At 47.7% G+C, this 23,821-nt stretch carries 19 protein-coding genes; 15 read left to right on the top strand and 4 right to left on the bottom strand.

Annotation, left to right across the window (positions count from 1 at the left end; all coding sequences use genetic code 11):
* The first annotated feature begins 135 nt into the window (after nucleotides 1–135).
* From DX130_RS12180 to DX130_RS12150, 7 genes are all read left to right on the top strand, one after another.
* Nucleotides 136–1,506 (top strand): ABC transporter substrate-binding protein, encoded by a 1,371-nt coding sequence (locus DX130_RS12180; RefSeq protein ID WP_165861239.1) that lies wholly within the window; start codon nucleotides 136–138, stop codon nucleotides 1,504–1,506.
* Nucleotides 1,503–2,726, top strand: a complete 1,224-nt coding sequence (locus DX130_RS12175) for an ABC transporter substrate-binding protein (protein WP_116045516.1) — start codon at nucleotides 1,503–1,505, stop codon at nucleotides 2,724–2,726. Before DX130_RS12180 ends, DX130_RS12175 begins: the two co-directional genes overlap by 4 nt.
* 32 nt (nucleotides 2,727–2,758) lie before the next feature.
* Nucleotides 2,759–3,238, top strand: coding sequence for a nucleoside deaminase (locus DX130_RS12170; RefSeq protein ID WP_116045514.1), 480 nt, complete (start codon nucleotides 2,759–2,761; stop codon nucleotides 3,236–3,238).
* A gap of 239 nt (nucleotides 3,239–3,477) precedes the next feature.
* Complete coding sequence (locus DX130_RS12165; protein ID WP_116045512.1) at nucleotides 3,478–4,482, top strand: ABC transporter substrate-binding protein; 1,005 nt, start codon at nucleotides 3,478–3,480, stop codon at nucleotides 4,480–4,482.
* An 87-nt stretch (nucleotides 4,483–4,569) separates the two neighbouring features.
* Nucleotides 4,570–5,571 (top strand): FecCD family ABC transporter permease, encoded by a 1,002-nt coding sequence (locus DX130_RS12160; RefSeq protein WP_116045511.1) that lies wholly within the window; start codon nucleotides 4,570–4,572, stop codon nucleotides 5,569–5,571.
* On the top strand, nucleotides 5,568–6,575 hold the full coding sequence (locus DX130_RS12155; protein WP_116045509.1) for a FecCD family ABC transporter permease: 1,008 nt from the start codon (nucleotides 5,568–5,570) through the stop codon (nucleotides 6,573–6,575). Before DX130_RS12160 ends, DX130_RS12155 begins: the two co-directional genes overlap by 4 nt.
* Before the next feature lie 18 nt (nucleotides 6,576–6,593).
* Complete coding sequence (locus tag DX130_RS12150; RefSeq protein ID WP_116045507.1) at nucleotides 6,594–8,219, top strand: helix-turn-helix domain-containing protein; 1,626 nt, start codon at nucleotides 6,594–6,596, stop codon at nucleotides 8,217–8,219.
* A 95-nt stretch (nucleotides 8,220–8,314) separates the two neighbouring features.
* Here the strand turns inward: DX130_RS12150 and DX130_RS12145 are convergent, their stop codons facing one another.
* Nucleotides 8,315–10,303, bottom strand: coding sequence for an S-layer homology domain-containing protein (locus tag DX130_RS12145; protein ID WP_116045505.1), 1,989 nt, complete (start codon nucleotides 10,301–10,303; stop codon nucleotides 8,315–8,317).
* Between the two features lie 228 nt (nucleotides 10,304–10,531).
* Between DX130_RS12145 and DX130_RS12140 the strand changes: the two genes are divergently transcribed.
* A complete protein-coding gene (locus DX130_RS12140) occupies nucleotides 10,532–11,884 on the top strand; it encodes an FAD-binding oxidoreductase (protein WP_165861260.1) in 1,353 nt (450 codons plus the stop codon).
* A gap of 104 nt (nucleotides 11,885–11,988) precedes the next feature.
* On the opposite strand, the gene DX130_RS12135 is transcribed toward DX130_RS12140, so the two are convergent.
* Nucleotides 11,989–12,243, bottom strand: a complete 255-nt coding sequence (locus tag DX130_RS12135; RefSeq protein WP_116045502.1) for a hypothetical protein — start codon at nucleotides 12,241–12,243, stop codon at nucleotides 11,989–11,991.
* Nucleotides 12,244–12,361: 118 nt separating this feature from the next.
* Here DX130_RS12135 and DX130_RS12130 point away from each other — a divergent pair, with 118 nt between their 5' ends.
* The 6 genes from DX130_RS12130 to DX130_RS12105 all read left to right on the top strand — a co-directional run bounded on the left by DX130_RS12130 (nucleotide 12,362) and on the right by DX130_RS12105 (nucleotide 18,078).
* On the top strand, nucleotides 12,362–12,589 hold the full coding sequence (locus tag DX130_RS12130) for a helix-turn-helix domain-containing protein (protein ID WP_116045500.1): 228 nt from the start codon (nucleotides 12,362–12,364) through the stop codon (nucleotides 12,587–12,589).
* Between the two features lie 154 nt (nucleotides 12,590–12,743).
* Nucleotides 12,744–13,418, top strand: a complete 675-nt coding sequence (locus DX130_RS12125) for a response regulator transcription factor (protein WP_116045498.1) — start codon at nucleotides 12,744–12,746, stop codon at nucleotides 13,416–13,418.
* Entirely contained in the window at nucleotides 13,415–14,770 is a 1,356-nt protein-coding gene (locus DX130_RS12120) for a sensor histidine kinase (RefSeq protein WP_116045496.1), read from the top strand. Before DX130_RS12125 ends, DX130_RS12120 begins: the two co-directional genes overlap by 4 nt.
* Nucleotides 14,771–14,912: 142 nt before the next feature.
* Entirely contained in the window at nucleotides 14,913–15,848 is a 936-nt protein-coding gene (locus DX130_RS12115) for an alpha/beta hydrolase (RefSeq protein WP_116045494.1), read from the top strand.
* 320 nt (nucleotides 15,849–16,168) lie between these two features.
* On the top strand, nucleotides 16,169–16,573 hold the full coding sequence (locus DX130_RS12110; protein ID WP_116045492.1) for a RidA family protein: 405 nt from the start codon (nucleotides 16,169–16,171) through the stop codon (nucleotides 16,571–16,573).
* Nucleotides 16,574–16,776: 203 nt separating this feature from the next.
* A complete protein-coding gene (locus DX130_RS12105; RefSeq protein WP_116045491.1) occupies nucleotides 16,777–18,078 on the top strand; it encodes an S-layer homology domain-containing protein in 1,302 nt (433 codons plus the stop codon).
* Between the two features lie 47 nt (nucleotides 18,079–18,125).
* Here DX130_RS12105 and DX130_RS12100 read toward each other — a convergent pair whose 3' ends face one another.
* Entirely contained in the window at nucleotides 18,126–18,899 is a 774-nt protein-coding gene (locus DX130_RS12100; RefSeq protein ID WP_116045931.1) for an AraC family transcriptional regulator, read from the bottom strand.
* A 33-nt stretch (nucleotides 18,900–18,932) separates the two neighbouring features.
* Nucleotides 18,933–19,508, bottom strand: a complete 576-nt coding sequence (locus DX130_RS12095; RefSeq protein WP_116045489.1) for a LysE family translocator — start codon at nucleotides 19,506–19,508, stop codon at nucleotides 18,933–18,935.
* A gap of 236 nt (nucleotides 19,509–19,744) precedes the next feature.
* Here DX130_RS12095 and DX130_RS12090 point away from each other — a divergent pair, with 236 nt between their 5' ends.
* A complete protein-coding gene (locus DX130_RS12090) occupies nucleotides 19,745–23,650 on the top strand; it encodes a cadherin-like beta sandwich domain-containing protein (protein ID WP_165861238.1) in 3,906 nt (1,301 codons plus the stop codon).
* Nucleotides 23,651–23,821 lie beyond the last annotated feature (171 nt).

Raw genomic sequence — 23,821 nt, 5'->3', positions numbered from 1 at the left:
TCATTCATTTTCACATAAATCAAGAGTTAATTGGGTCCTGTTGGAATATGAAAATTTGATTTTGATCTTTATGGGTGATAAAGTAAATTATAGATGATAGAGGTCTTTTTTCTATCCGTTGATAGGGGGTTGCATATGAAGCGTTGGTTTACAGTCCTACTATGTATGTTAGTTGTGGCGTTAATGGGAAGTGCGTGTTCAACCAAAGAATTGGTCAAGGATCCGGTTACATTGACCGTATTATATGGATCTGGCACGACAGAATTCGATAAGGCATATGGAGATATGTTTAGACAGAAGTACCCGCATGTCACTTTGCGAGTCATTAATTACACCCAGCATGAAGCCTATAAAACAATCAATGATCTTATTAAAGTTATGAATGATGTTCAGCCCGATATCGTTGAGCTATACAGCAGCCATTTGGTTGAATTAGTTGAAAAAGGACAATTGATAGAGTTGGATAGCTATATCCAAAGCTCCTCATTTGATATTGATCATATGTATGCTCCGGTAATTGAGGCATTACGCCTAGAAGGTGAAGGAAGATTGTATGGGCTAACCCCGTATTTTCCAGGTACTGCGTTATATTATAATAAAACCTTATTTGATTTGAATCATATACCAGTTCCTTCTAGTGCAGTTACATGGGAGCAGATGATTGATCTGGCAAAGCTTTTTCCGTCAGGCGAGGGGTATTCTGGCACATACATTAACAAGCCATATACGAATAAATTTAACTATGTCAGATACATCGGCTTTCAAAATGGCTTGAGGGTAATTGATTCAACAGGAAAAAAAGTAACCGTTGATACGGAATCATGGAAAAATATGTGGACTAAGGGGATTGAGAGTTTTCAGTCTGGAGCAATGGTAGAAGTTATTGCAGAGCTATTCCCTCCAAGTTTCTCTGAGGATCAATATACTGAACTTTGGCTCAAAAACAATGCATTTGCCGCTGGTAAGGCCGCTATGGTTGTAGCAGACTATAGTATGGCAGAACAATTGGAGCTTATTCAGAACAGTACTTCACCCAATAAACCTGAATTTGAATGGGATCTTGTTGCCTATATTCCCAATGGAAATAAGCCTAATGGTGCTTTTATTCCAGATATGAACAAAATTTTTGCTATGACTACATACAGCAAGAACGTTCAGGATGCATGGGAGTTATTGTCCTTTATGCATAGTGGGTCTACTATGTTACGCCTAAATAACCAACATGATCTTGGGTATGGTTATTTATCTTCCAGACCAGCTGCTGCGAGAAAGATCGGGGATAAAAACATTAGCGCCTTTTATCAAGCTACGGAAGCCATCAATAGTGGCAAGTCTATTAAGTGGCCAGCAGCATTTTTGGATCCTTTTATGAAGATTGGTGAAGAAGAGGTTGAACTAGCTGCAAGTGGCGATCAAACCGTTGAACAGTCTGTGGTGAATATGCAACAGCGGTGGCAAGAAGCGTTGGATGCGGCCTTGTTAGCGGAAGGAGCGTCAGGGAAATGAGGTTTCGAAAGTGGTTAACTATATCCGTTGTCCTGGTCATTTTATTAACGTCTTGCTCCTCTAAAGGGGATCATTTTGAGAAGCAATCTGGGAGTTTAAAGGTGGCCTATCTTTATCAAAATGGCTTCATGCCGCAATATGGGAATCTTCTAAAAGGAAAATTCCCAAATGTAGATATAGAGATTGTTGAAATTCCATTTGAGGCTTATCGTAATCCGACTGAGCTGAATACATTCGTTAATACCTATCAGCCGGATATTTTGGTTGCCTACAATTATCAAACCTTCACGTATTTTATGGAACAACAGTTATTAACTAATCTCCAGTCTTTAACAAAGGGTGATTTTGATCCAGCAGACTTTCATCCTCAATTGTTGCCTCTATGGAAAGATGGGACTGCATTAATGGGAGTTTCACCTTATTTTAAACTTGAAGGCATCATTTACAATACAGAGTTGTTCCAGAAATATCAGATAACATTACCGTCGGAGAGCATCACATGGAATGAGTTATTAGTAACAGCAAGCTTATTTCCACAAGAAGATGATATCATTGGGCTTGAAGTGCTTGAGGAGAACGATCCATTTGCATTTGTGAGATATTTGGGCGAGAAAGCGGGATTACAATGGATCAGCAATGATGGCAAACAATTGACTATTGATTCTCCATCTTGGATGGATGTGTTTCAGGTAGCGGCAACAGCGTATCAAAACGGCATTCTAAGATTAGATGCTGCTCCTGCACAAAAGGAGCAATCTAAAATCGCCATGAGTAGAGATACAATTGGTTCATTAAGACAAATCGAGAACGGATGGGGAGCGATACCTTTGCCTGCTGTGGCGGGCAGCAACAATTATAATGATGTCGCTTTTGTTGATATTTTTGGCATTAATGCTAATTCCCCAAATATTGAACTTGCGTGGGAAATCATCAAGTATATTACTGGCGAGGAATGGGCTGCACAAAAACAGAATGCAGATGGATATATCTCAACCCGTACGAAGTACATTGGGCAAGTCGGGGGCGTAGATGTGGAGCAAGTGTTGAACAATATCGCATTTGTAAATGCTCAGAGCCAGGTTACTTCTGATTTTACTCAGAAGTTTTCCCAATTCGTTCGCCAAGCCTTCCTTCAAATCATTGAAAATAATCGGCCGGTGGAAGAAGTTATTCAGGAATTGAAATCAGAAGGACAATTATTACTAGAAACTTTGCCATGATTTTATACGAATAGACGGACGGGAGTATTATGATGATTGATGATACGGATATGAGGTTTTTGCGGCGCTGCGTGGAGCTGGCCAAGACTGCCCTGGAAGCGGGCGATGAGCCATTTGGTTCGGTATTGGTCTCCTCCTCTGGGGAAGTACTGATGGAAGATCATAACCATGTAGCTGGCGGCGACCATACCCAGCATCCGGAATTTGCGCTGGCGCGTTGGGCGGCGCAGAATATGACGATCGAAGAACGAGAGAGGGCGACCGTCTATACGTCGGGCGAACATTGCCCGATGTGTGCTGCCGCCCACGGATGGGCGGGTTTGGGACGAATTGTATATGCGAGCTCATCGAAGCAATTGGCAAGATGGCTGGATGAGCTGGGAGTTGCTCCATCGCGCGTCCGTAACCTGTCGATTGGGGAGGTCATTCGGGATGCCGTCGTGGAAGGTCCGGTACCTGAGCTTGCGGAGGAAGTGCGGCAGCTTCATTTAAGGCTCCACGGCAAAAACTAAATCACGCAGATAAAGAATAAGACGCAACCTGATGCAGGTTGCGTTTTTTGATGCTATAGCGGCTGATGATCAGCTATTGAATTCAATGTAATCGTAATTTGAATAAAAAATGGTATTTCTTGCATCGCTCTTAAGAATAGTGCATGACATTATAAGGATACTGCATGGACATTCCCAATTGTCGTTCCTATAATTAATAATGATTATCATTATTAAATAGACTTGGGAGATGAGAGGGTATGCAAGTACAGAGAAATGGGTTAAGCGGCAACAAATCGGTGACGATGATCGTGATGGCAATGATCTTGGTGCTGCTGCTGGCGGCTTGCGGGAAGGGCGAAACGAAAGGGTCGAACACTGGAGCAGGTGCATCAGCAACGCCTGAGGCGACTCAACAGGGCAATACAGCTGGCGGTACAGAAACGCGTACGATTAAAGACGCTTACGGTGATGTTGAGGTTCCGGGAAGTCCAAGCAAAATCGTCGTGCTGGATATCGGAGCGCTCGACAATTTGCTGGAGCTTGGCGTTAAGCCGATCGGAGCGCCGTCCATTCTGACGGCTGGCGATCCTTACCCGTCTTATTTGAAGGGGACGGAAGGAATTACGAACATCGGAACGGTGAATGAACCGAATCTGGAAGCGATTGATGCGCTTAAGCCGGATCTGATTATCGGGAACCAAGATACGCATGACGGCATTCACGCTCAATTAAGCCAAATCGCACCTACTGTTTTTGTTGAGACACTCGGTGTTACTTGGAAGAAAAACTTGCAGCTTTATGCGGATGCAGTGAACAAGGCTGATGAAGGACAAAAGCTGCTAGACGCTTACGGAAAGCGGATAGAGGAACTCAAGACAGCTTTGAGGGGCAAGGACGCTATAGAAGTATCGCTGTTCCGTCCGCGAGCGGATAAAATTCAAGTATACTTGAAAGAAACGTTCGTAGGTACGATTATGGAAGACGCGGGCATTGTACGCCCTGCATCGCAGTCTGATGCCGGCTTCTCCAAAGATGTGACAGAAGAGCAGATTGCTGATCTGGATGGCGACGTTATTCTGTGGTTCAACCGCGAGCCTGATGCTTTCGCCAAGCTGGAACAAAGCGCCCTATGGGCGACGCTGAAGGGCGCTCAGAACAATGCCGTCCATCCGGTTGAATGGGAATACTGGCTGAGCGGACTTGGTATTCAGGCCGTTAACAAAGTGGTGGATGACTTGAACGCCTTTTTGGTCAAAGGGTAATAATGGATCTACCCATGAACATTGGATCGTCTCTTGCGACGGTCCAATGTTCTGCTTATGTACGGCACGCAGCGGAGGCAGAACGATATGAACGGAAATATAAAGGTGAGAATAATCGGTTTGTTGGCATTTGTAGCGGTGACGCTGCTTGCCTTTCTGGGCAGCATCATGCTTGGCATTGTGCAGATTCCTTTCCGTGCTGTTATGGATGCATTCCTATCATTCGACGGATCACGGGAGCATTTAATCATTCGCTCGGTCAGACTGCCAAGGGCGCTCATAGCCGTTGTAATCGGCGGCTCCCTGGCCGTTGCCGGATGTCTGATGCAGGCGATAAGCCGCAATGCGCTGGCGGGTCCGGAGCTGTTCGGTGTCAGCAACGGCGCGGCGTTTGCTGCGGTTGCTGCTTCGTTTTGGCTGGGAAGCAGTTCTTTGTCATTGTTAGCATGGTCTGCACTAATTGGGGCAGCGGTTGCAGGCGTATCGGTCTTTTTCCTTAGCTACAGGAGCGGGCGTTCGATATCTTCGGTCAGGCTTGTCCTTGCTGGAGCCTCACTGAATTTGTTGTTCGCCTCACTCACACAAGGCATTCTTATTCTGAACGAGCAGTCGCTTGATACGATGCGTTATTGGCTAGCGGGTTCACTTACGGGCAGAGACATCGACTTATTCATTCAGGTCATGCCGTATATGGGTGTGGGAGCAGCGATCGCATTTGTCGTAAGCAGCCAGTTGAATATATTCGGCTTAGGCGAAGAAGTTGCCCAAGGGCTCGGGCAGCGAATGGCCGCGATTCGAACGGCAAGCATTATGGCCGTCGTGCTGCTGGCAGGGAGTGCGGTTGCACTAGCTGGACCAATCGGATTCGTAGGTTTGGCCGTTCCCCATATCGCACGTCTGCTCGTTGGCGGTAATTATCGCTGGATCGTCCCCTACTCCGCTGTACTTGGGGCGTTGCTTCTGCTGGCGGCTGACATTGGAGCGCGCTTCGTACTGCCCGGTCAAGAGATTCCTGTTGGCGTCGTCACGGCATTTTTCGGCGCTCCGATGCTGATCTATTTGGCAGCGCGAAAGGAGAACTCGCGATGATGTCATCTTCTGCGAAGCTGCGCGCACTTGCGATTATCGGCATTCTGATCGTATTGAATATCGGAGCAATAACGCTTCATTTGATGCTGGGAGAACGTTCGATTCCTTGGATGGACGTGTTCAGAACTTTATTTGGCACCGGCGGGGAGGAATACCGCTTTACCATTCATGAGCTTCGGTTGCCTAGAGTGCTTACTGGCTTGCTGGTCGGCTGCGGGCTGGCACTGGCGGGAACGGTTTTGCAGGCGATTACGGGCAATCCGCTTGCTTCGCCGGGCGTTATTGGTCTTAATTCGGGCGCAGCGGCAGCCGTCGTGGGGGTTATGGTGCTCGTTCCGGCGTTTCCCATGCGAATGATGCCGTGGGTTGCGTTCGGCGGTGCATTTCTCGCAGCTGCTGTTATGTATAGCTTGTCTTGGAGGAGAGGAACGGCGGGCTCTCCTGTACGCATGCTGCTCATTGGCGTCGGCATATCCGCTATGGCCAGTGCGCTTATTACTTATTTGCTGACGGTAGGCCATATTTTTCGTGTATCGCAAGCTTCGATCTGGATGGCAGGCAGCTTGTATGGTCGAACGTGGGATCACTTCTGGCCGCTGCTCCCGTGGATACTTATCCTGTTCGCAATGGTGCTGACAATGTCAAGAAGGCTGGATCTGTTCCTGCTTGATGCGCAATCGGCAGCAGGACTCGGACTTCGGGTAGAGCTGACAAGGTTCCTCTTCATTCTAACCAGCGTCGGCTTGGCAGGGGCGGCGGTCGCGATGGCTGGAACGATTGGCTTTGTCGGATTGATGGCGCCTCACATGGCGGGGCATCTGGCAGGTGCGCGCAGCATAGTCAAGCTTCCGGCAGCAGCATTAATTGGCAGCTTGATCGTTCTATTGTCCGATCTTGCGGGACGAGTCGTGTTCGCGCCTTATGAGATTCCGGCTGGATTAATAACCGCTATAATCGGTGTTCCTTATATGATCTATTTGTTAATGCGGCGAAGAGCCATATAATAAAATAGGATCGCTAGAATGAGAGAAGGGCTGGAGGAACTGCTTATGCCTACATTTGCGAATGGAAATGATTCTGCCCTAGTCTATTTTCTTTCAACAGCACATAAGAGGAACATCACAGGTGCGTTGCTTGCCAGAAGAATTCGAATATCTGCTTACTTGCTATGCTTCGTAACGGAAGGAGAAGGCGTTGCTGTGCTGGGCGGAGCTGTCCATAGAATTCGGCCCTTCCAGCTCTATTTGCTCGTTCCGGGCATGATGGTAGAGTTTCTCGAACAGGCTGGTACAATTCACTATTATGGCATACGATTCGAGCCCGTCAGGCTGGTTAGATCGAAGGGAAGCTATGAGGTGGCGGCTTCATCGGCGTTACCGGCTGGCTTGTCGCCTGGCTTCATATCCGTCCGTGATCCGCAATGGGTCTGTCAACAGATCATACAGTTGTATCAGCACAACAGGAGAAGACGAGGCGGGAATGGTGATTCCCTCGGTCTTCGCATTCAATTGGAGCAATTCATTCATCAAATTTTGCAAAATGAATCCGAACAGCCAGCGACTACGCAGGATGAACGGGTGGAACGAAGCATTCGATATATGGAGCAGCACTATCAGAAGAAAGTAAGCATCGAACAGTTGGCATTGGCAGCGGGCGGCATGTCGTCCGTTGCTTATTCACTGTTGTTCCGCAATGAAACGGGTCTTCCTCCGGTGGAATACTTGAACAACATGCGTATGAAGAGGGCCAAGCAAATGTTAAGTGAGAAGAATAGCCGGGTGAAGGAAGTGGCAGAGGCGGTTGGCTTCCGCAGTCCCTTCTATTTTAGCCGGATGTTTCAGCGAATGGTGGGTGTATCGCCGACGATGTATATGAAGCGCGGCATGCTGAAGGTGGCGGTGGCATCCTCGCTTCGCTTCGGGGATCATCTGCGAGCGGTTGGCATAGAGCCGATTTGCGAGGTTGATCTCTTTCATTATCCGCATATCAGCCATGAGTTGTACGCTGATCAGCTAGGCCGCCAGCTTAAGGAATTGGAGCTATCCAATCCGGATCTTATCATTTGCGACCATTATCACACCGAGTTCAAAGACAAGTTCAAGCGGACGGCAGCGCCCGTCTTTATGGATTTTTCAATCTGGGATTGGAAGCGTAACTTCGAGAGAATTGCGGAGCTAGTCAAGCGTGAACGGGAGGCGTCCGAGACACTGGCGCGGCTGTACGTTCAGATAGAGGCAGCCGGAGGAAAGCTGCGGAAGAAGCTGGGTGCAGAGCGAGTCACAATGATGCAAGTGAGTCATCTGGCGATCGGCATACAGGGAAGGGAGCATCATCCCTTGAATGAGCTGGTGTATGGAGAGCTTGCTCTGCGCGGATGCGGTCAGGTTCCGCCGGAGCTATGGCGCTGGCAGTTGCAGCCGGAGTCGATGCCGATCCTTGAGACAGAGCATCTGTTCACGCATCATCATCATGTGCTTGCGGGAAGCGACCGAATGTATGAGCGGCTGGTCCAGACGGAGGCATGGGGTCAAATTTCAGCAGTTAGGAATGGAAGGCTTCATACGATTCCGAACTGGTTCTTGATGAGCTGGACGCCGCTTGGCCGACTGCGTATTGTGAATGAACTGCTTGCCGCCTTTGACGACTAGATGATATGAGCTTTGCAAAGACTACATAACACACGAAGAGCCGAGGGAATATTCCCCCGGCTCCTCATAATTCCAACTGATCAGCGTTGCGGCTATTACTTTGAAACTGTGTCTAACAAACGATTAAGCATAATAAAAGCTTGCTCGAACGTTAATACCGTCTTAGGAGAGAATCGATTTTGGCCCGTACCGACCATAATTTCTTTTGCCGATACGTACTGAATGCCTTCTTGCGCCCAACTGCTGGTTGAACGTGAGTCGGCATAGCTTGTTTTGACGGATTTCGTATCCTGTTTAAGCGCCTTGGCCATATTGTGCATAATGACCGCCGCTTGCTCCCGGGTCAAATGGCCGTTGGGATCAAATAGCTTGTCGCCCACTCCGTTAATGACACCAAGCGAATGCAAGTCATAGATGGCTTCGTTCGATATATCAGAGAAGGGAAAGTTCGATCGGATACGATAGATTAACTGACCGTCGTCTTCACTGCCGCTGGCAAGGCTGCCGTAAAAGTACCATTCCTTCTTGACTCCTTGTGCCTTTGCATAAGCGGCTATCGACTTGCCGGTCGCCTTTTCAATTAAGTTTACTGCTAACAAAGAAAACTCTTCGCGCGTAATATTCGACTGGTAGATGGCTTGGAAGCGGTCATCCGCTGGAACAATGCCCGACTCTCTCGCTTCTTCAATAGGATAGACGGCATAAGAGCTTGGCGATTGCGGATACATGCTACCCCAGATCTGGTTGAGATCTTTGACACTAGACGATGCTTCCAGGAGCACCTTGTTTAACAAGTCTATTTTTTTCAAAATAGGCGCTTCGTCCTCTGCTGAATATCGCTTTCTCAGCTCGGCATTGTTGACGTTTGTCAGCAGCTCGAAAATGGTGGCTACATCTTCCGAATAACCAGACAAGCTATAGTCTCTAACAAAATAGCTGCTATGCTTATCGGACCATTTGCCTTTGTAATCCAGGCCATCGTTCAGGCTGACCCACTGCTGCCTGAGTTTCTCATACCCAAAACGGTCGTTTAAATATTTGTGGACATAGTGGCCCATTTCATGTCCGATAACCCAATGGCTGAAATCGCCTGATGTGCCCGGATAGTAACTCAGCACATTATCTTTGCCCTCATCATTAAAGCTGCCGCTCAAGATGGTTTGCTTATAGACAAACTTAATTTGTGTCTGGCGGCCTTTATTTTTATAGTAAGACGTAATTTCTTTGATGAGGCCTTTAGGAAATGCAGAAAATCCTTGATTCAACATATGAAGAGCTTCCTGCTCAGTGAAAAACCCTTTCTCCACATGGATCTTAATGCCGTATCGCGTTTCCAGATCCGATTTTTTCAATGGCGGAAGCTTGGCTTCCCAGATGTCATTGGGCTGTTTGGATGTATCCTCCCCAAAGGTTTTGCCCAGCAGGACGGTCGGATGGCCATCTTTGATTTCATCCATCAGCTCCACCGCACGCTCGTTGCTGACAACTTGTATGTATACATCACTCATGCCAACGGTCATCGGCAAATAAATTTTTGCGATATAATTTTGGTCCTTCACATGTTTGTAGCTTAGATCGGAGCTGTCGACTTTTCGATCCGCTCCTACTGTATGGCTAAAATTTTTGTTAACAAAGAACTTGGAAGGATCGATATAACCGCTGCCGTATCCGATGTATTCTGCCGGACGACCGTCTGTCAGCTGCCATTCTTCCCACTGTTCGAGTTCCTTAATTTCGGTTAAACCAAGCAGGCCATCGGCATTTTGATAAGTGCGTTTAGGCTCATCTCCCAAATACTCTACCTTGATCGAACCGCCGTCCACGACAGAGATAATATGTGACGGCAGTCTTTCGGAGCCGCCAGGCAGCGATCTCACATGCGTATTGACTTTTCCTTTGCTCGTTTGCTTGCCGACTGCGCCCTTGATGGTAATTCTAATTTTGTCTGGATCGCCGCCGTAGCTGGTATTAGCCAGTACCCCTTCCCAAATAATCGTTCCGTAATCCTCAGCTTTGGCAAACATCGTATTTGGCACTAGAAGTGAAGCCATGATTACGAGAAGCAGCCATGTTTTTTTCATCATTGGAACCCCCAACAATAGTAGTATGGATGAAAATGACAATATTCTCGCTAGTATACTACTAAAGTCCTTAATTTGCTATAAAGGAATGGATTAGTAGTTTCATTAAATTTAGGTATATTTCACTATCGGTTAATTGGCCCATTCCCTGGACAAATGTCCTTCATACGATATAGAGTTCCTGAATTGGATTAACGTGTAATCATTTTCTCCAAGGGAGTGGGCAGAGTGATATCAAGAACGGGGCTTACCGGTCGAGTGATTTTTCGAGGAGATCCGGGTTATGAAGCGGCGCGCAAAAATTGGGACCCCCATACGGACAGATACCCTAAAGTATTTGTTTTCGCCCAAAGAACACAGGATGTAGCGAACGCTATCAAATGGGCGCGGAAGCATAACATACCGATTCGTCCCAGGAGCGGCAGACATTCGCTGGAGGTGAATCTTTCGCAGGTTAACGGAGGACTTGTCATTGATGTCAGCGATATGAAGAAGATCAAGTTGAACAGAAAGAACGAGACGGCTATCGTAGAAACGGGCAATCGAGTGGGCAGAATCGCACATGCGCTTGCGCGGCAGGGCTATATCGTACCTTTCGGCGACAGTGCGACGGTCGGGATCGGCGGTATTACGGCTGGGGGCGGCATCGGGCCGCTTATGCGGACGACAGGTCTCATCAGCGACAATCTGATTGAGCTTGAGATGGTCGACGCGAATGGCAAAGTCATCCGTGCGAACAAATATCGCAATGCCGACCTTCTATGGGCTTCTCGCGGCGGAGGCGGGGGTAATTTTGGCGTATATACCCGGTATAAGCTCAAAGTATTGCGCGCTCCAGCCACAGCGACCGTATATCGGATTACCTGGCCGTGGAATCAATTCGAGAAGCTGCTTAAGGTATGGCAGAGATGGGCGCCTTCCGTAAATACGAAGCTGGGCAGTGAATTTTCGATCGGACCGAAAAAAGGCGGCAACGTGTCGATGGAAGGACTGTATCTAGGCTCTCGGCAGGAAGCCCTCAAGTTGTTGAAGCCGATGACAAGCGTCGGAACGCCAACCAGCAAGGTTATTCGGGAGGTACCGTATCCGGAAGTCGTGGGCTTCCTATTGGACCCCGATCCGGTATTGACTCAAAGGTACAGCAACCAGTTCTCCTCCGGCTTTGGCAGACGCCCGTTCCCGGATAAAGCGATACGGTCGATGCGTCAATTTCTAGAAAATGTAGAGGGGAAGGATGCCGGATTCTTCTTCCTGAACTGGGGCGGGGCAGTCAGTCGCAAGTCACCTGCTTCCACAGCTTTTTACTGGCGCAAGCCTAAGTTCTATGTCGAATGGAACAGCTCTTGGCTAAAGCAATCCGATGCTCCTAGAAATATCGCCATCGTCCGCCAGACCCGCCGGAACCTGCAGCCGTATATCGTAGGATCCTATATCAATGTTCCTGACCAAGGGATCAAAAACTCGGGACCGGTCTACTATGGAGCGAACTATCCAAGACTGCGACGAGTAAAAGCAAAATATGACCCTCAAAATGTGTTCCGCAATCCTCAAAGCATCAAACCAGCGGGGAAAAGATATCCTTAATTAGATAAAACTTAGTGCAGAAACCTCTAGAACTTCTCTGTTGCAGCTTTGAACATGACGGAGAAGCTTACATATCATACGTATGTTTACATGATGAGACGGTGCTATCCACTATTCTTGGCCAGCTTAATCCGATCGGCTAACAGACTCTTCTCCAGCCTCAAATGAAGCAACTCCGTTTGCAAATCCTTCACAATCGTATGTACAGCGGTCAGAATGGACTCGCCAATGTGCGTATCCTTCTTAGACACCAGATACTCAAAGATACCGGCGATGCAGCCCTCGCAGATTTCAATCTTGTTCAGCAGCTCATCCTCTTCCTCCACCAGCCGTTCATATACCGCGATCAGTTCGACCATACTTGTACCAGCTCCATAATCAATGATTGGTACGTATATACGTACCGGAATTGTCCATATTATATGATACGCTATTGCGTATAGTCAATGGTCGAATTCAACTAGAGTTGGTGATGGAATGCCGAAGAAGGTTGTTGTCAAAATCTCTGAGCTTATAAAAGAGCACAATATCTCTTTAAGGGAATTGTCTCGCCTTTCCGATGTCCGACATGCTGCGCTCAGTGAACTATCCAGCGGAAAAAGGGAAAACATAAACTTTAATCATATTGAACGAATTGCAGAAGCGCTTAATATTACGGATATTAAGAAAATTATTGATCTGGTAGAGCATTCTGAGAAATCGTAAAAGCAACTGTCTGAATTGACAGTTGTTTTTTTAATCCCTATTTACACAGCGCAAATTAATCCGTTCATTATTACTCGACCCTTCTTGAATTTAGGCAACGTTGCTGCTTTATAGTATACTGATGAGAAATGTAAAACAGGAAAAGAGGGAACGAATGCCTACGATACTGGTTGCTGATGATGATGTGAACATTCGCGAACTCGTTTGTTTATTTCTGCGCAATGACGGATTCGAAACCGTGGAGGCCTCGGATGGCAAGGAAGCGCTGGCCGTCTATGCTTCGACACAGGTTGATCTTGTTGTGCTTGATATTATGATGCCGCTGATGGATGGTTGGGAGCTATGTAAAGAGCTTCGCAGACGAAATTCCGATCTTCCCTTGCTTATGCTTACGGCTAGAGGCGAGACATGGGAGAAAGTGAAGGGATTTCAGCTCGGAACGGATGATTATTTGACAAAGCCGTTTGACCCGCTGGAATTGACCGTTCGTGTGAGAGCATTGCTCAAGCGATACGGTGTTGGCTCGATGCAGACCATTCAAATCGGCAACGTTATGCTGGACAGGCAGACCTATAAGGTGACGAAAGGTATTGAATCGCTCGCACTTCCGTTGAAGGAATTTGAATTACTATATAAGCTCGCTGGAAAGCCTGGACAAATCTACACGCGTGAACAACTGATCGATCAGATCTGGGGCATGGATTATGAGGGAGATGAACGGACGGTCGACGTTCATATCAAGCGGCTGCGCGAGAGATTCGCCGAGACGCCTGACTTCCGAATCGATACGGTGCGCGGACTTGGGTACCGGCTTGAGGCAACGCCATGATCAGCTCCTTATACACACGCGTGGTTTTGACCTTTCTGGCAGCTGTCATCGGGGGCACGGTCATCGCTTCTTTTGTTACATCGTGGTTGTATCAAGAAAAGTTGAATGATAATTTGCTGTTAAACGTACTCCACTTCGGACAGGACGTTGCTCGAATCTACGATGCCATGCCGTCAGCGGAGGCTGATTCCTATGTAAGCGGAATGAAGCAGCTCCATTCCTACCATATTAGAATATATGACCAAGGCGGCCAGGTTCAATCTTATGGGGAGCTGAACGGTCAACGCGTTTCTGAAGTAACACTGGAACAAATCAATCAAGTACTGAGCGGAGAAACGCTGCAGGTCAATTCGAAGGGATTTGTACCTGTGTTGCTGGGCATCCCGATCCAGACCGAGACGGGAACGAAAGCGATGTTTGCGGAGCCGCTTGCCGCGTCTTCCGTATCGCTCCTGATTAAATTTTTAACCAACTGCTTAATTGCAGGAAGCTTGCTCATTCTAGTTGCCGCCGTATTCCTAGTTAAGCCCATTAAGAAGCTGACAGAAGCAACCAGGCTTATCGCAGCGGGAGACTTTAACGTTAAACTGAACATTAAGCAAAAGGGTGAACTGGGTACGCTGGCTCGCAGCTTCGAAGAAATGACGCGTGACCTGAAGCAATTGGAGCAGATGCGCAGGGAGTTCGTATCGAATGTGTCCCATGAGGTTCAGTCTCCACTCACCTCGATATCCGGCTACGCCATAGCGCTGAAGCAAACAGGCATTACAGAGAGTGAGCGAGGCCGCTATCTCGATATTATTATTTCCGAAGCGAAACGGATGTCCAAGATGAGTGATAGCCTGCTGAAGCTAAGTATGCTGGAATCAAACTCACAACAGCTGCAGATGACCTCACTTAGACTTGATGAGCAGATCAGACGAGTGATTGTGGCCATTCAGCCGCAGTGGTCGGCACGCAACATTGATTTCGAGCTGAATATGAGAGCTGTTACCCTAGCGGCAGATCATGACCAGCTTAATCAGGTATGGACCAACATTCTCGGAAATAGCATCAAATTTTCCCAGGATGGCGGTACGATTAATGTCAGCGTAAAACAAGATACTAAAAACGTGATCGTCCGCATAACCGACACGGGTATTGGCATCTCTCAGGAGGATCAGAAGCGGATTTTCGAGCGCTTCTTCAAGGCCGATCGTTCACATAGCCGCAAGTATGACGGAAGCGGCATGGGGCTGGCCATCGCTAAAGGAATCGTATCGTTGCATCAGGGCCATATTCGAGTGGAGAGCGAGCTTGGACAAGGCACAACATTTATTGTCATCTTGCCTATTTCGGCTCCAATCGAGTAATTAGAGTATTGTTTTATTTTTTTAGCCCCTGTTCATATTCAGTTCATATTCGCGTCATTGTCTGTACATCTTCATCAGTTAAGCTTTCTATACCGGCTTGCTAAGGCAGCTGAATTATCTGGTGAAGAAAGGTGTAGATATTATGAAAAAGTGGCTGAGGATTCTACTCAAATCATTAGCAGTAATCCTAATATTGATTGTAGCTTTTATCGCGATTGTATATATCGTGAATGTGGTTAGCACCAAGTCAGAGAAGAGCAAGATCCAAGCATATGGACAGCTCGTTCCCGTTGACGGCAAAAATATGAATGTGCTCATTCAAGGAGAAGGCGAGGATACAATTGTGCTTCTGCCTGGCTATGGCACAGCGTCGCCTGTGCTTGATTTCAAGCCGCTCATCGATGAGCTGTCTCCTTATTACAAAGTTGTCGCTATCGAGCCTTTTGGTTATGGATTAAGTGACACTACCGACAAGGACCGTACGACCGAAAATATCGTTAAAGAAATCCATGAGGCGCTGCAAAGCCTTAATATTGACCGCTATATCCTAATGGGACACTCGATTACTGGTCTATACGGCGTTGATTATGTAAGCAAGTACAGGGATGAAGTGACTGCATTTATCGGAATCGATACCAGTATTCCAACGCAAGGCGGCATGGACGTAGAGTTCCCGATCGGAAAATTTAAGCTGCTCAAAAGCTCAGGCTTTGCCCGATTGATGATGAAATTTAATCCCGATCCTTATGAAGGACTGCCTTATGATGATGAAACCAGAGAACAAATCAGGTTGATCCAGCTCCAGAACATGTTCAACCCTTCTATCTTGAATGAGATGGAGCATATCTCCTCGAACTTTAAAGAGGCTACGCATATGAAGTTCCCGGTTGACCTTCCTCTGTTGCTTCTTGTCGGTAAGCAAAATATTTCCGACCAATGGGTTCCGATTCATGAGGAGCAAGCGGCTAGCGTAGAGAATGGGAAAATTGTTATCTTCGATGCGTCCCATTATGTACATCACACGAAATTCAAGGAAATTGTGGAGAACTCCAGACAGTTCATGGCAGACATAAAGTAAGTCTGTTCAAGGAATTGTAAACTGCCTGATTGGGTGCATGGATGGCCAATATGCCGTCTATGCACCCTGTTTTTAGTATTCGACTTTCGAAGGTTAGTTTGATTTGATAACGCAGTGGGAACTGTGATAAGATATTGTAGTTGTACTAAACTTTTTGATGGGGAGGGGATATTCAATGAAAAAGAGAGCTTTGCGCAATTTGTCTATTGGCATTGGATATTCTACAGCTGTTTTCTTCTAGAATGACCACAGACGGGATACGTCTGTCCATTTATGGTCATAAGAAAAATAGCCTACCTAATTAAAGAGGAGAATGTACAATGGAAAATGCCAATACATTTGTAGTTCAACGATCAAATCCGGACACGATCGCGCAGCCGGTCGGTCAATATAGCCATGTTACGAAGATTAGCCCGAATGCCGAATGGTATGTATTTTCCGGTCAAATCGGAACCGATCAAGCGGGGAACATCCCTGACGACTTCAACCAGCAAGCTACCAATACCCTCGATAATATTGTGAAGGTTCTTGCTTCTCAGCAATTAACGCCTGATCATGTTGTCAAAGTGAATATCTGGGCCACGGTACCAATTGACTGGGATCACTTCTACCAAGTGTGGGGAGCGACGTTCGGTGCTACACCTCCATCGATGACGGTTGCTTATGTGCAAGCGCTTGGCTTGCCTGAGCTGAAAATTGAGCTCGACATGTGGGCTGCTGGTTAGAGCAGAATCGATGATCATATTAATGAATGAGCACTCTGTCCTTCTATAGGACAGGGTGTTTTTAGTAGAAAACATTATTTTGCCAACATTAATCCAAGCTGCTGTTGTCCTGTGTATAATGAATACAGTTAAATGCGAGATTATCATGTTTACTCTGTCAGAAATAATGAGACTTCGGCTTGATCATACTTGGAGAGCGGGGAATGGATGTGAAATTAAGGTCTTATAGTGCTGCTGGGAAGATAGACGATGAACGCACAAGAGGCCATGGGCTGCTGTTGTGCCTGGCCATTGCTATTACGCTGTTCACATTGCCAAGTGGTAATGAGGCAGCCTTTGCCGTTCCGGCTGAACAATCGACGACGGAATTCAGTGCCTCCGAGTCTACTCTACCCGATTTCTATACGGATATCGTAACACCGTCCGGCAATGCCAGATTGGAGTTTTCAAAGGATGAGATTGCTTCAGGTATGGTACGAGTTGCGACTGATCAAGCAACTGCTCAATTCACTCTATCCAACGAAGTTTTGATGAAATTGAAAAAGCTCTCTCCCGATATGACGATTGTTTTCGCAACAGCGTCTGAAACGATAGCTATACCTTTAAGCGAGCTGCGCATTGATGCTGATGTGACCGTACAGGTTGGTCGCGAGGAAGCTTCATCCAAGCTGGCTGAGGTGTTGGCAGGTTTGGAATCCGGCGTGAAGGCTGGTCCAATCCGCTTTGAGGTATCAGATCTGGGCCAGCAAGAAGGGGACGGTACGTTCTCTCGCTATGTGGAGCGACGCATCAACCTCGGACTCAGCAAAATAACGGATGCTGCAACGGTATTATGGTGGGATGAAAAACGGAATGAGCTTCGTTATGTGCCAGCGCGATTTCAGAACGAAGGCGTCAACACGGTTGCGGTCGTAAATAGCAGAGGAGACGGACTGTATCTGATCGTCGATGATCCGATCAGCTTCACGGATATGGCGGGGCACTGGGGACGGCAAGATGTAGAGCGGCTGGCAGCAAAAGGAATCATTCAAGGACGCAGCGCAGAGCAATTTGATCCAAGCGGTTCGCTCACTCGGGCGGAGACGGCTGCGATGCTGATCAGGGCGCTCGGCATTGTCCCTTCAGATGCAGGCTCGAGCTTTTCGGATATAGAGGATAAAGGGTACGAGACAGCTGTCGTTGCCGCTCAGAAAGCGGGACTGATTACGGGCTACAGCGACGGCACCTTCCGGCCGAATGAGAAGGTAACGCGTGAAGAACTGGCAGTTATGATTGCGAGAGCTATCGCATATACAGGAGCAGCTCAGAATAAGGCGACAGGCAATCAGCATCTGTCTGATGCGGATCGCATATCCCCATGGGCGCTGGAAGCTGCTATACAATCGTTTGATCTTGGAATCATTAAAGGCGATGCCGTCGGCAGCTTCAGGCCGCAAGCTGCCGCGACTCGTGCGGAGATGGCTGCTATGCTGTCCCGTATGCTGCAATCGCTAGGTTTTATGTAGGGTGAAATAAGGGGTTGTCTCAAAGTCATTGAGACAACCCCTATTTATTAAATATGCGACAAATATTCAAACGCAGTTGTGCCATATATGCTTTTAAAATGCTTGTTCAAATGGGCCAAATCAACAAAACCGCAATCCGCTACCGCCGAGTATACATCTCGGTTCTTTTCTATTAACTGTTTCGCATGTTCGATTTTGCTGTTAAGAAAGTATTGGTAAGGGGAAATTCCGGTATGCGATTTGAACAATCGGATTAATTGAAACTTGGATAATTGAAGCTCGCTACTGATTTCGTCCAGCTTCAGGACATGATCCAGATTCGCATGGAGCATCTCCTTTACCCGCCGTATAAGTGCATGCTCCTTCCTATCGTCCGTCGACAGCTTCGTTTGAACAAGATGATCTGCCAGGGACAGAAACAATTCACTGCACAGAGCCTCGTCACTTCCTCTCAAGATAGCGTCGGAGAGATTTAAGATGCGCCGTTCGAGTTGTGCATCATACACAATAGGGGTGGAGAAGCGCGGAGCAACTGTATTTCCTGTAGCCTCAAGCAGCAATTGGGGCTCAAGATAAAGCATGACGTAATCCAGTCCCGAACTGTCATACGCCATCCCATCATGCGCCTGCTCTGGATTAAACAACATGACGCCATTCTGGTAGGACAACTGCATGCTGCCATCTAGGCTATACTTTTGAATCCCGCGCAGCGTAACGCCAACGGCATACTCCTGATGAGCGTGCTTTTTATAAGTAAAATCCGTCATGCTGGCAGTCAGGGCGGTAATTCCGATAGATTTTTTATAGATAAATCGGTTCATTCCATTCATCTCTACACCTCTTCCCAAACTTGCCTACAGCCAGATCATGATCGCTGTATAGGCGAGCGATAAAGCCATACATAGATTTACAACTTTTTTATGCTTTTGCAAAAAGGTCTTGAAGATTGCTCCGAAGAGCACCCATGTCGAAAAGGCTAAAAATCCAATGAGTGTGATGGCCATAATGCCATATATTTTTGCCATGCTCGAACTATAGTGAGGCAGAATGAAAGTCGGGATGACAGTCAACGCATACAGGACTACCTTTGGATTAAGAAATTGCATGAGAATGCCCGACCCAAATGAGGCTGCTTGACTCGCAACGGCTTTGGATGCATCCATCTTATATATCAAATAAGCGAGATAGAGCATATAGAGGCTGCCAATCATCTGCATCACAACTATAATTTTCGGCAGAAAGGCCAGAAGAATCGTATTCAACATAGCGGAAATAATCAGCAACAAGCCTAGGCCAACCGTCGCTCCGTACGTATATTCCATAGCTTTTTTTGTCCCAAAGCGATGAACGGTGGACAAGATGACGATATTCGTAGGTCCAGGTGTGATAGTAGCAATTATACAGTAAATTAGAAATGATGTAATACTCATGAGAACCCCTCTTTCTGGTATTCTCACATCCTACATCTTTGGGAATAGAAGCTATAGTATATTATTGCAGGTGTAAAATAGCTAACAAAAAAAGGGTTTCGTGTTTCATTCGCAGAAAAGAACAGTATGCGCCAAAATGCGCAGGTGATGGATGGGTTGCGATGTCGGAGTGTTATGCGTCGTTGCCGGAACGAGTAGGTCTGGCGGCGTACATTTTATCATTGGAGGAATTACACATGCAACATAGGAAAAGTAGGAGGATACTGAGCGGCATTCTTGCGCTATTGCTTGTACTCAGCGTATCTCCTGTACAGAGGGCAAGTGCGAGTTCGTCTTATTCGGTAGGTCCCAGTTATGAAATGACGGGTTACAATGAATGGCCCAGCGGAATGGCCATGAGCTTTGCTCTCTTTGGCGGTGGTGTCTTTGACGGACAGGACATCTGGATGATTCCTCAGGAGACGAATCAGGTTGTGAAGATAAGTTCCGATACAGGTGAGATGACGGGATATTCGAACTGGCCCAGCGGATTTACGAAGAGGCACGGGGCTTTCAGTGGAGGTGTATTTGATGGACAGCATATTTGGCTGATACCGTCAGCGGCAGATCGATTGATTAAGTTAGATCCGGCAACAGGTGTCATGACAGGTTATAATGATTGGCCGTCAGGTTTTCAGAATAGAGACCCAAAATTTTCCAAAGGAATATTCGACGGTACCTATATTTGGTTGATACCGGTTCATGCAAATCAGGTTGTTCGGCTAGATCCGGTCACAAGCGAGATGAAGGTTTACGATCAGTGGCCAACCAGTTTCCAGAAGGTAGACTATGCTTTTAAGGATGGTGTGTTCGACGGTACATCGATTTGGCTTATTCCTTCAAGGGCTGACCAAGTCATCAAGCTTAATCCGGCAACAGGTGAAATGACGGGGTACAGTGATTGGCCTGAGGGATATAGCAACACAGGATATGCATTCGGCAACAGCGTATTCGACGGTCAGTTTATTTGGATGTTGCCTTACAGTGCCAATCAAATGGTAAGGCTTGATCCGGCCACAGGAGAAATGACGGGATTCGATCAATGGCCCAGCGGATTTGATAAAAGCCAAAATCTGTTTACGAATGGCACGTTTGACGGAGAGCATATTTGGACGAAGCCATCCAAGGATGCGCGTATTTTCAAGATTGATCCGGCAACAGGAGAAATAACAGGAGTTGGCCCATGGCCTACAGGCTTCGACGGAAAGATGAGCTTTAATGATGCATTATTTGATGGTCATAGCGTATGGTTCATCCCGGCTTCGGCAAATCACGTCATTCGATTGACGAGTGTGCCAGCACTCAGCGCGGTTACAGGGGGAGATAGTCAGGCGCAGATAGCTTGGCAGCCTGTTCATGGAGCGACGGGTTATCATATCTATCAAAGTCTCACTCCTGGAGCTGCGGGAACAGAGATTGCATTTGTAAGTGGAACGGAGAATTCACATACGGTAACGGGCTTATTGAATGGCGAAACCTACTATTATACGGTCAAGGCTGTATATTCGTGGGGGGAGAGTGCGGCATCCAATGAGATGAGCGTCACGCCACTGAGCAGCAATGCGGACCTCAGCGGACTGACATTGTCCGAAGGAACGTTAGCCCCGTCGCCATTCGCGGCTGCGACCACCGCTTATACAGCTAGCGTAGATCATAACATTAGCAATGTGAGTGTAACGCCAACACAATCAGATAGCGACGCAACTTTGAGCGTCAGTGTGTATAACAGCGCAGAAACGCGTACCTTTGGCCCGGAAAGCCTGACGAGCGGTGCAGCGTCTCCGGCATTGCCTCTAAGTGTAGGGAGCAATCGAGTTGAAGTGACGGTGACTGCACCAAGCGGCGCGGAGCAGACGTACACGGTGACGGTGACGCGTGCGGCAAGCGGCAATGCAGACTTAAGCGGTCTCGTATTGTCCGAAGGAACGCTAACTCCTTCGCCATTCGCGGCTGCGACCACCGGTTATACAGCTAGCGTAGATCATAACATTAGCAATGTGAGTGTAACGCCAACACAATCAGATAGCGACGCAACTTTGAGCGTCAGTGTGTATAACAGCGCAGAAACGCGTACCTTTGGCCCGGAAAGCCTGACGAGCGGTGCAGCCTCTCCGGAGTTACCTCTAAGTGTCGGGAGCAACCGAGTTGAAGTGACAGTTACAGCGCCAAGCGGCGCGGAGCAGACGTACACGGTGACGGTGACGCGTGCGGCAAGCGGCAATGCAGACTTAAGCGGTCTCGTATTGTCCGAAGGAACGTTAGCTCCTTCGCCATTCACTCCTGCTATCACGGCTTATGCGTCAAGCGTGCGCAATAGCATTAACAGTGTGACCGTGACGCCAACACAATCAGATAGCGACGCAACTTTGAGCGTCAGTGTGTATAACAGCGCAGAAACGCGTACCTTTGGCCCGGAAAGCCTGACGAGCGGTGCAGCGTCTCCGGCGTTACCTCTAAGTGTCGGGAGCAACCGAGTTGAAGTGACAGTTACAGCGCCAAGCGGCGCGGAGCAGACGTACACGGTTACGGTGACGCGTGCGGCAAGCGGCAATGCGGACTTAAGCGATCTCGTATTGTCCGAAGGAACGCTAACTCCGTCGCCATTCACTCCTGCTGCCACGGCTTATGCGTCGAGCGTGCGCAATAGCATTAACAGTGTGACCGTGACGCCAACACAATCAGATAGCGACGCGACTTTGAGCGTCAGTGTGTATAACAGCGGAGGAACGCGCACGTATGGTCCGGAAAACTTGACGAGCGGTGCAGCCTCTCCGGCATTGCCTCTAAGTGTCGGGAGTAACCGAGTAGAAGTGACAGTAACAGCGCCAAGCGGCGTGGAGCAGACGTACACGGTAACGGTGACGCGTGCGGCAAGCGGCGGCTCAGGAAATGTCCTTTCCAAGCTGATGATTGACAATAACGGTACATGGGTAGATCCGGATTCGCTGGATATAACGAAAGCCTCAGTGGTACTGGAATCGAAATCAGGCGATAAGAGCAGCATCTATGTTACTCTGCCCGCTAGCGTGCTGGAAGGATTTTCGAATAAAAATCGCAGCTTGGTGATCGAGATCAAAACTTCTTTTGGCAGTATTCATGTGCCTGTTCAACTGGCTTCGCTATTGCCGGAGCTGAACGAACAGTTAGCTTCAAGCCTTGTGAATGCTGGCGATATCGGCTTTAAGATTACGTTGACGGACAAGTCAGAGGATCCAAATATACGCAAAGCATTAGCCAGTCAATATCCGCAAGCTGAGCTATGGGATACTATGACGGACTTTCAATTAGATATGGTTAATAGCAGGACGGGGCAAACGATCGGGAAAGCTGATTCAACCAGCCAAGCGATAACCAAGCTCCTTCCTATACCGAACCAGAACTCGACATTGCCAACTTTTTGGAGCGCATACCACTATGAGGAATCGACCAAGACCTTTGCTTATGCACCTGCCCGGATCATTGCCATTGACGGCAAGCATTTTGCGGAGATACGTTCCTATGCCAATACGATATATGTGGCAGGCAAGCATCAGGTCAGCTTTGCCGATACCCAATTCCATTGGAGCCAAGCGTATGTAGATTTGGCAGCTGCGAAAGGACTTGTGGAGGGCATTGGAGGTGGACGCTACGCTCCCGATCAGGCTGTCACTCGAGCGGAATTTACCGCTATGCTGGTGCGTGCGCTGGGACGAAACACGACTGTGAACAGTAGTGTCACACCTTATCAAGATATACAGACTGATGCTTGGTACTACAGAGCGGTTGCCGAAGCGAAGAAGTTAGGTCTTCTTAATTTCTCGGACAAGCAGCAATTCCAGCCGGGACAAGCGATTACCCGCGAAGAAATGGCGAGTATGATTGCGGCAGCGCTGAAGCTTGAAGGAATATCCGGCTCTGTCGGAGCTTCGGCAGCATTAGACCGTTATCGGGACATGCGGGATATTGATTCCAAAAGGCTGCAGGATGTGCGTATGATGTTGGAGCTTCAGATTATGACCGGCACCAGCGGGGAGTTGTTTAGCCCAAAAAATGATATTACACGAGCGCAAGCTGCGACAGTACTGATTCGCGCGCTGCAATCATTAGGCTGGATCAACAAGTAAGTCTCTGCCAAATCAATGCATTGTCGATGATATAAAGAAATCCAAACTCATGACCCGTAAGATGGACACTTTGAAAAAAGTTCTCTCATGCGGGTTATTTGTGTTTTAGCCTAGTTAGGCTTCTTAATGATTATATTTATACTATGGGAGAAATAAGGTATGATCTAGCTA

Origin of the sequence: Paenibacillus paeoniae (assembly GCF_003388735.1) — a bacterium.
Lineage (GTDB): Bacteria > Bacillota > Bacilli > Paenibacillales > Paenibacillaceae > Pristimantibacillus > Pristimantibacillus paeoniae.
This window is presented reverse-complemented; position numbering and strand designations above follow the sequence as displayed.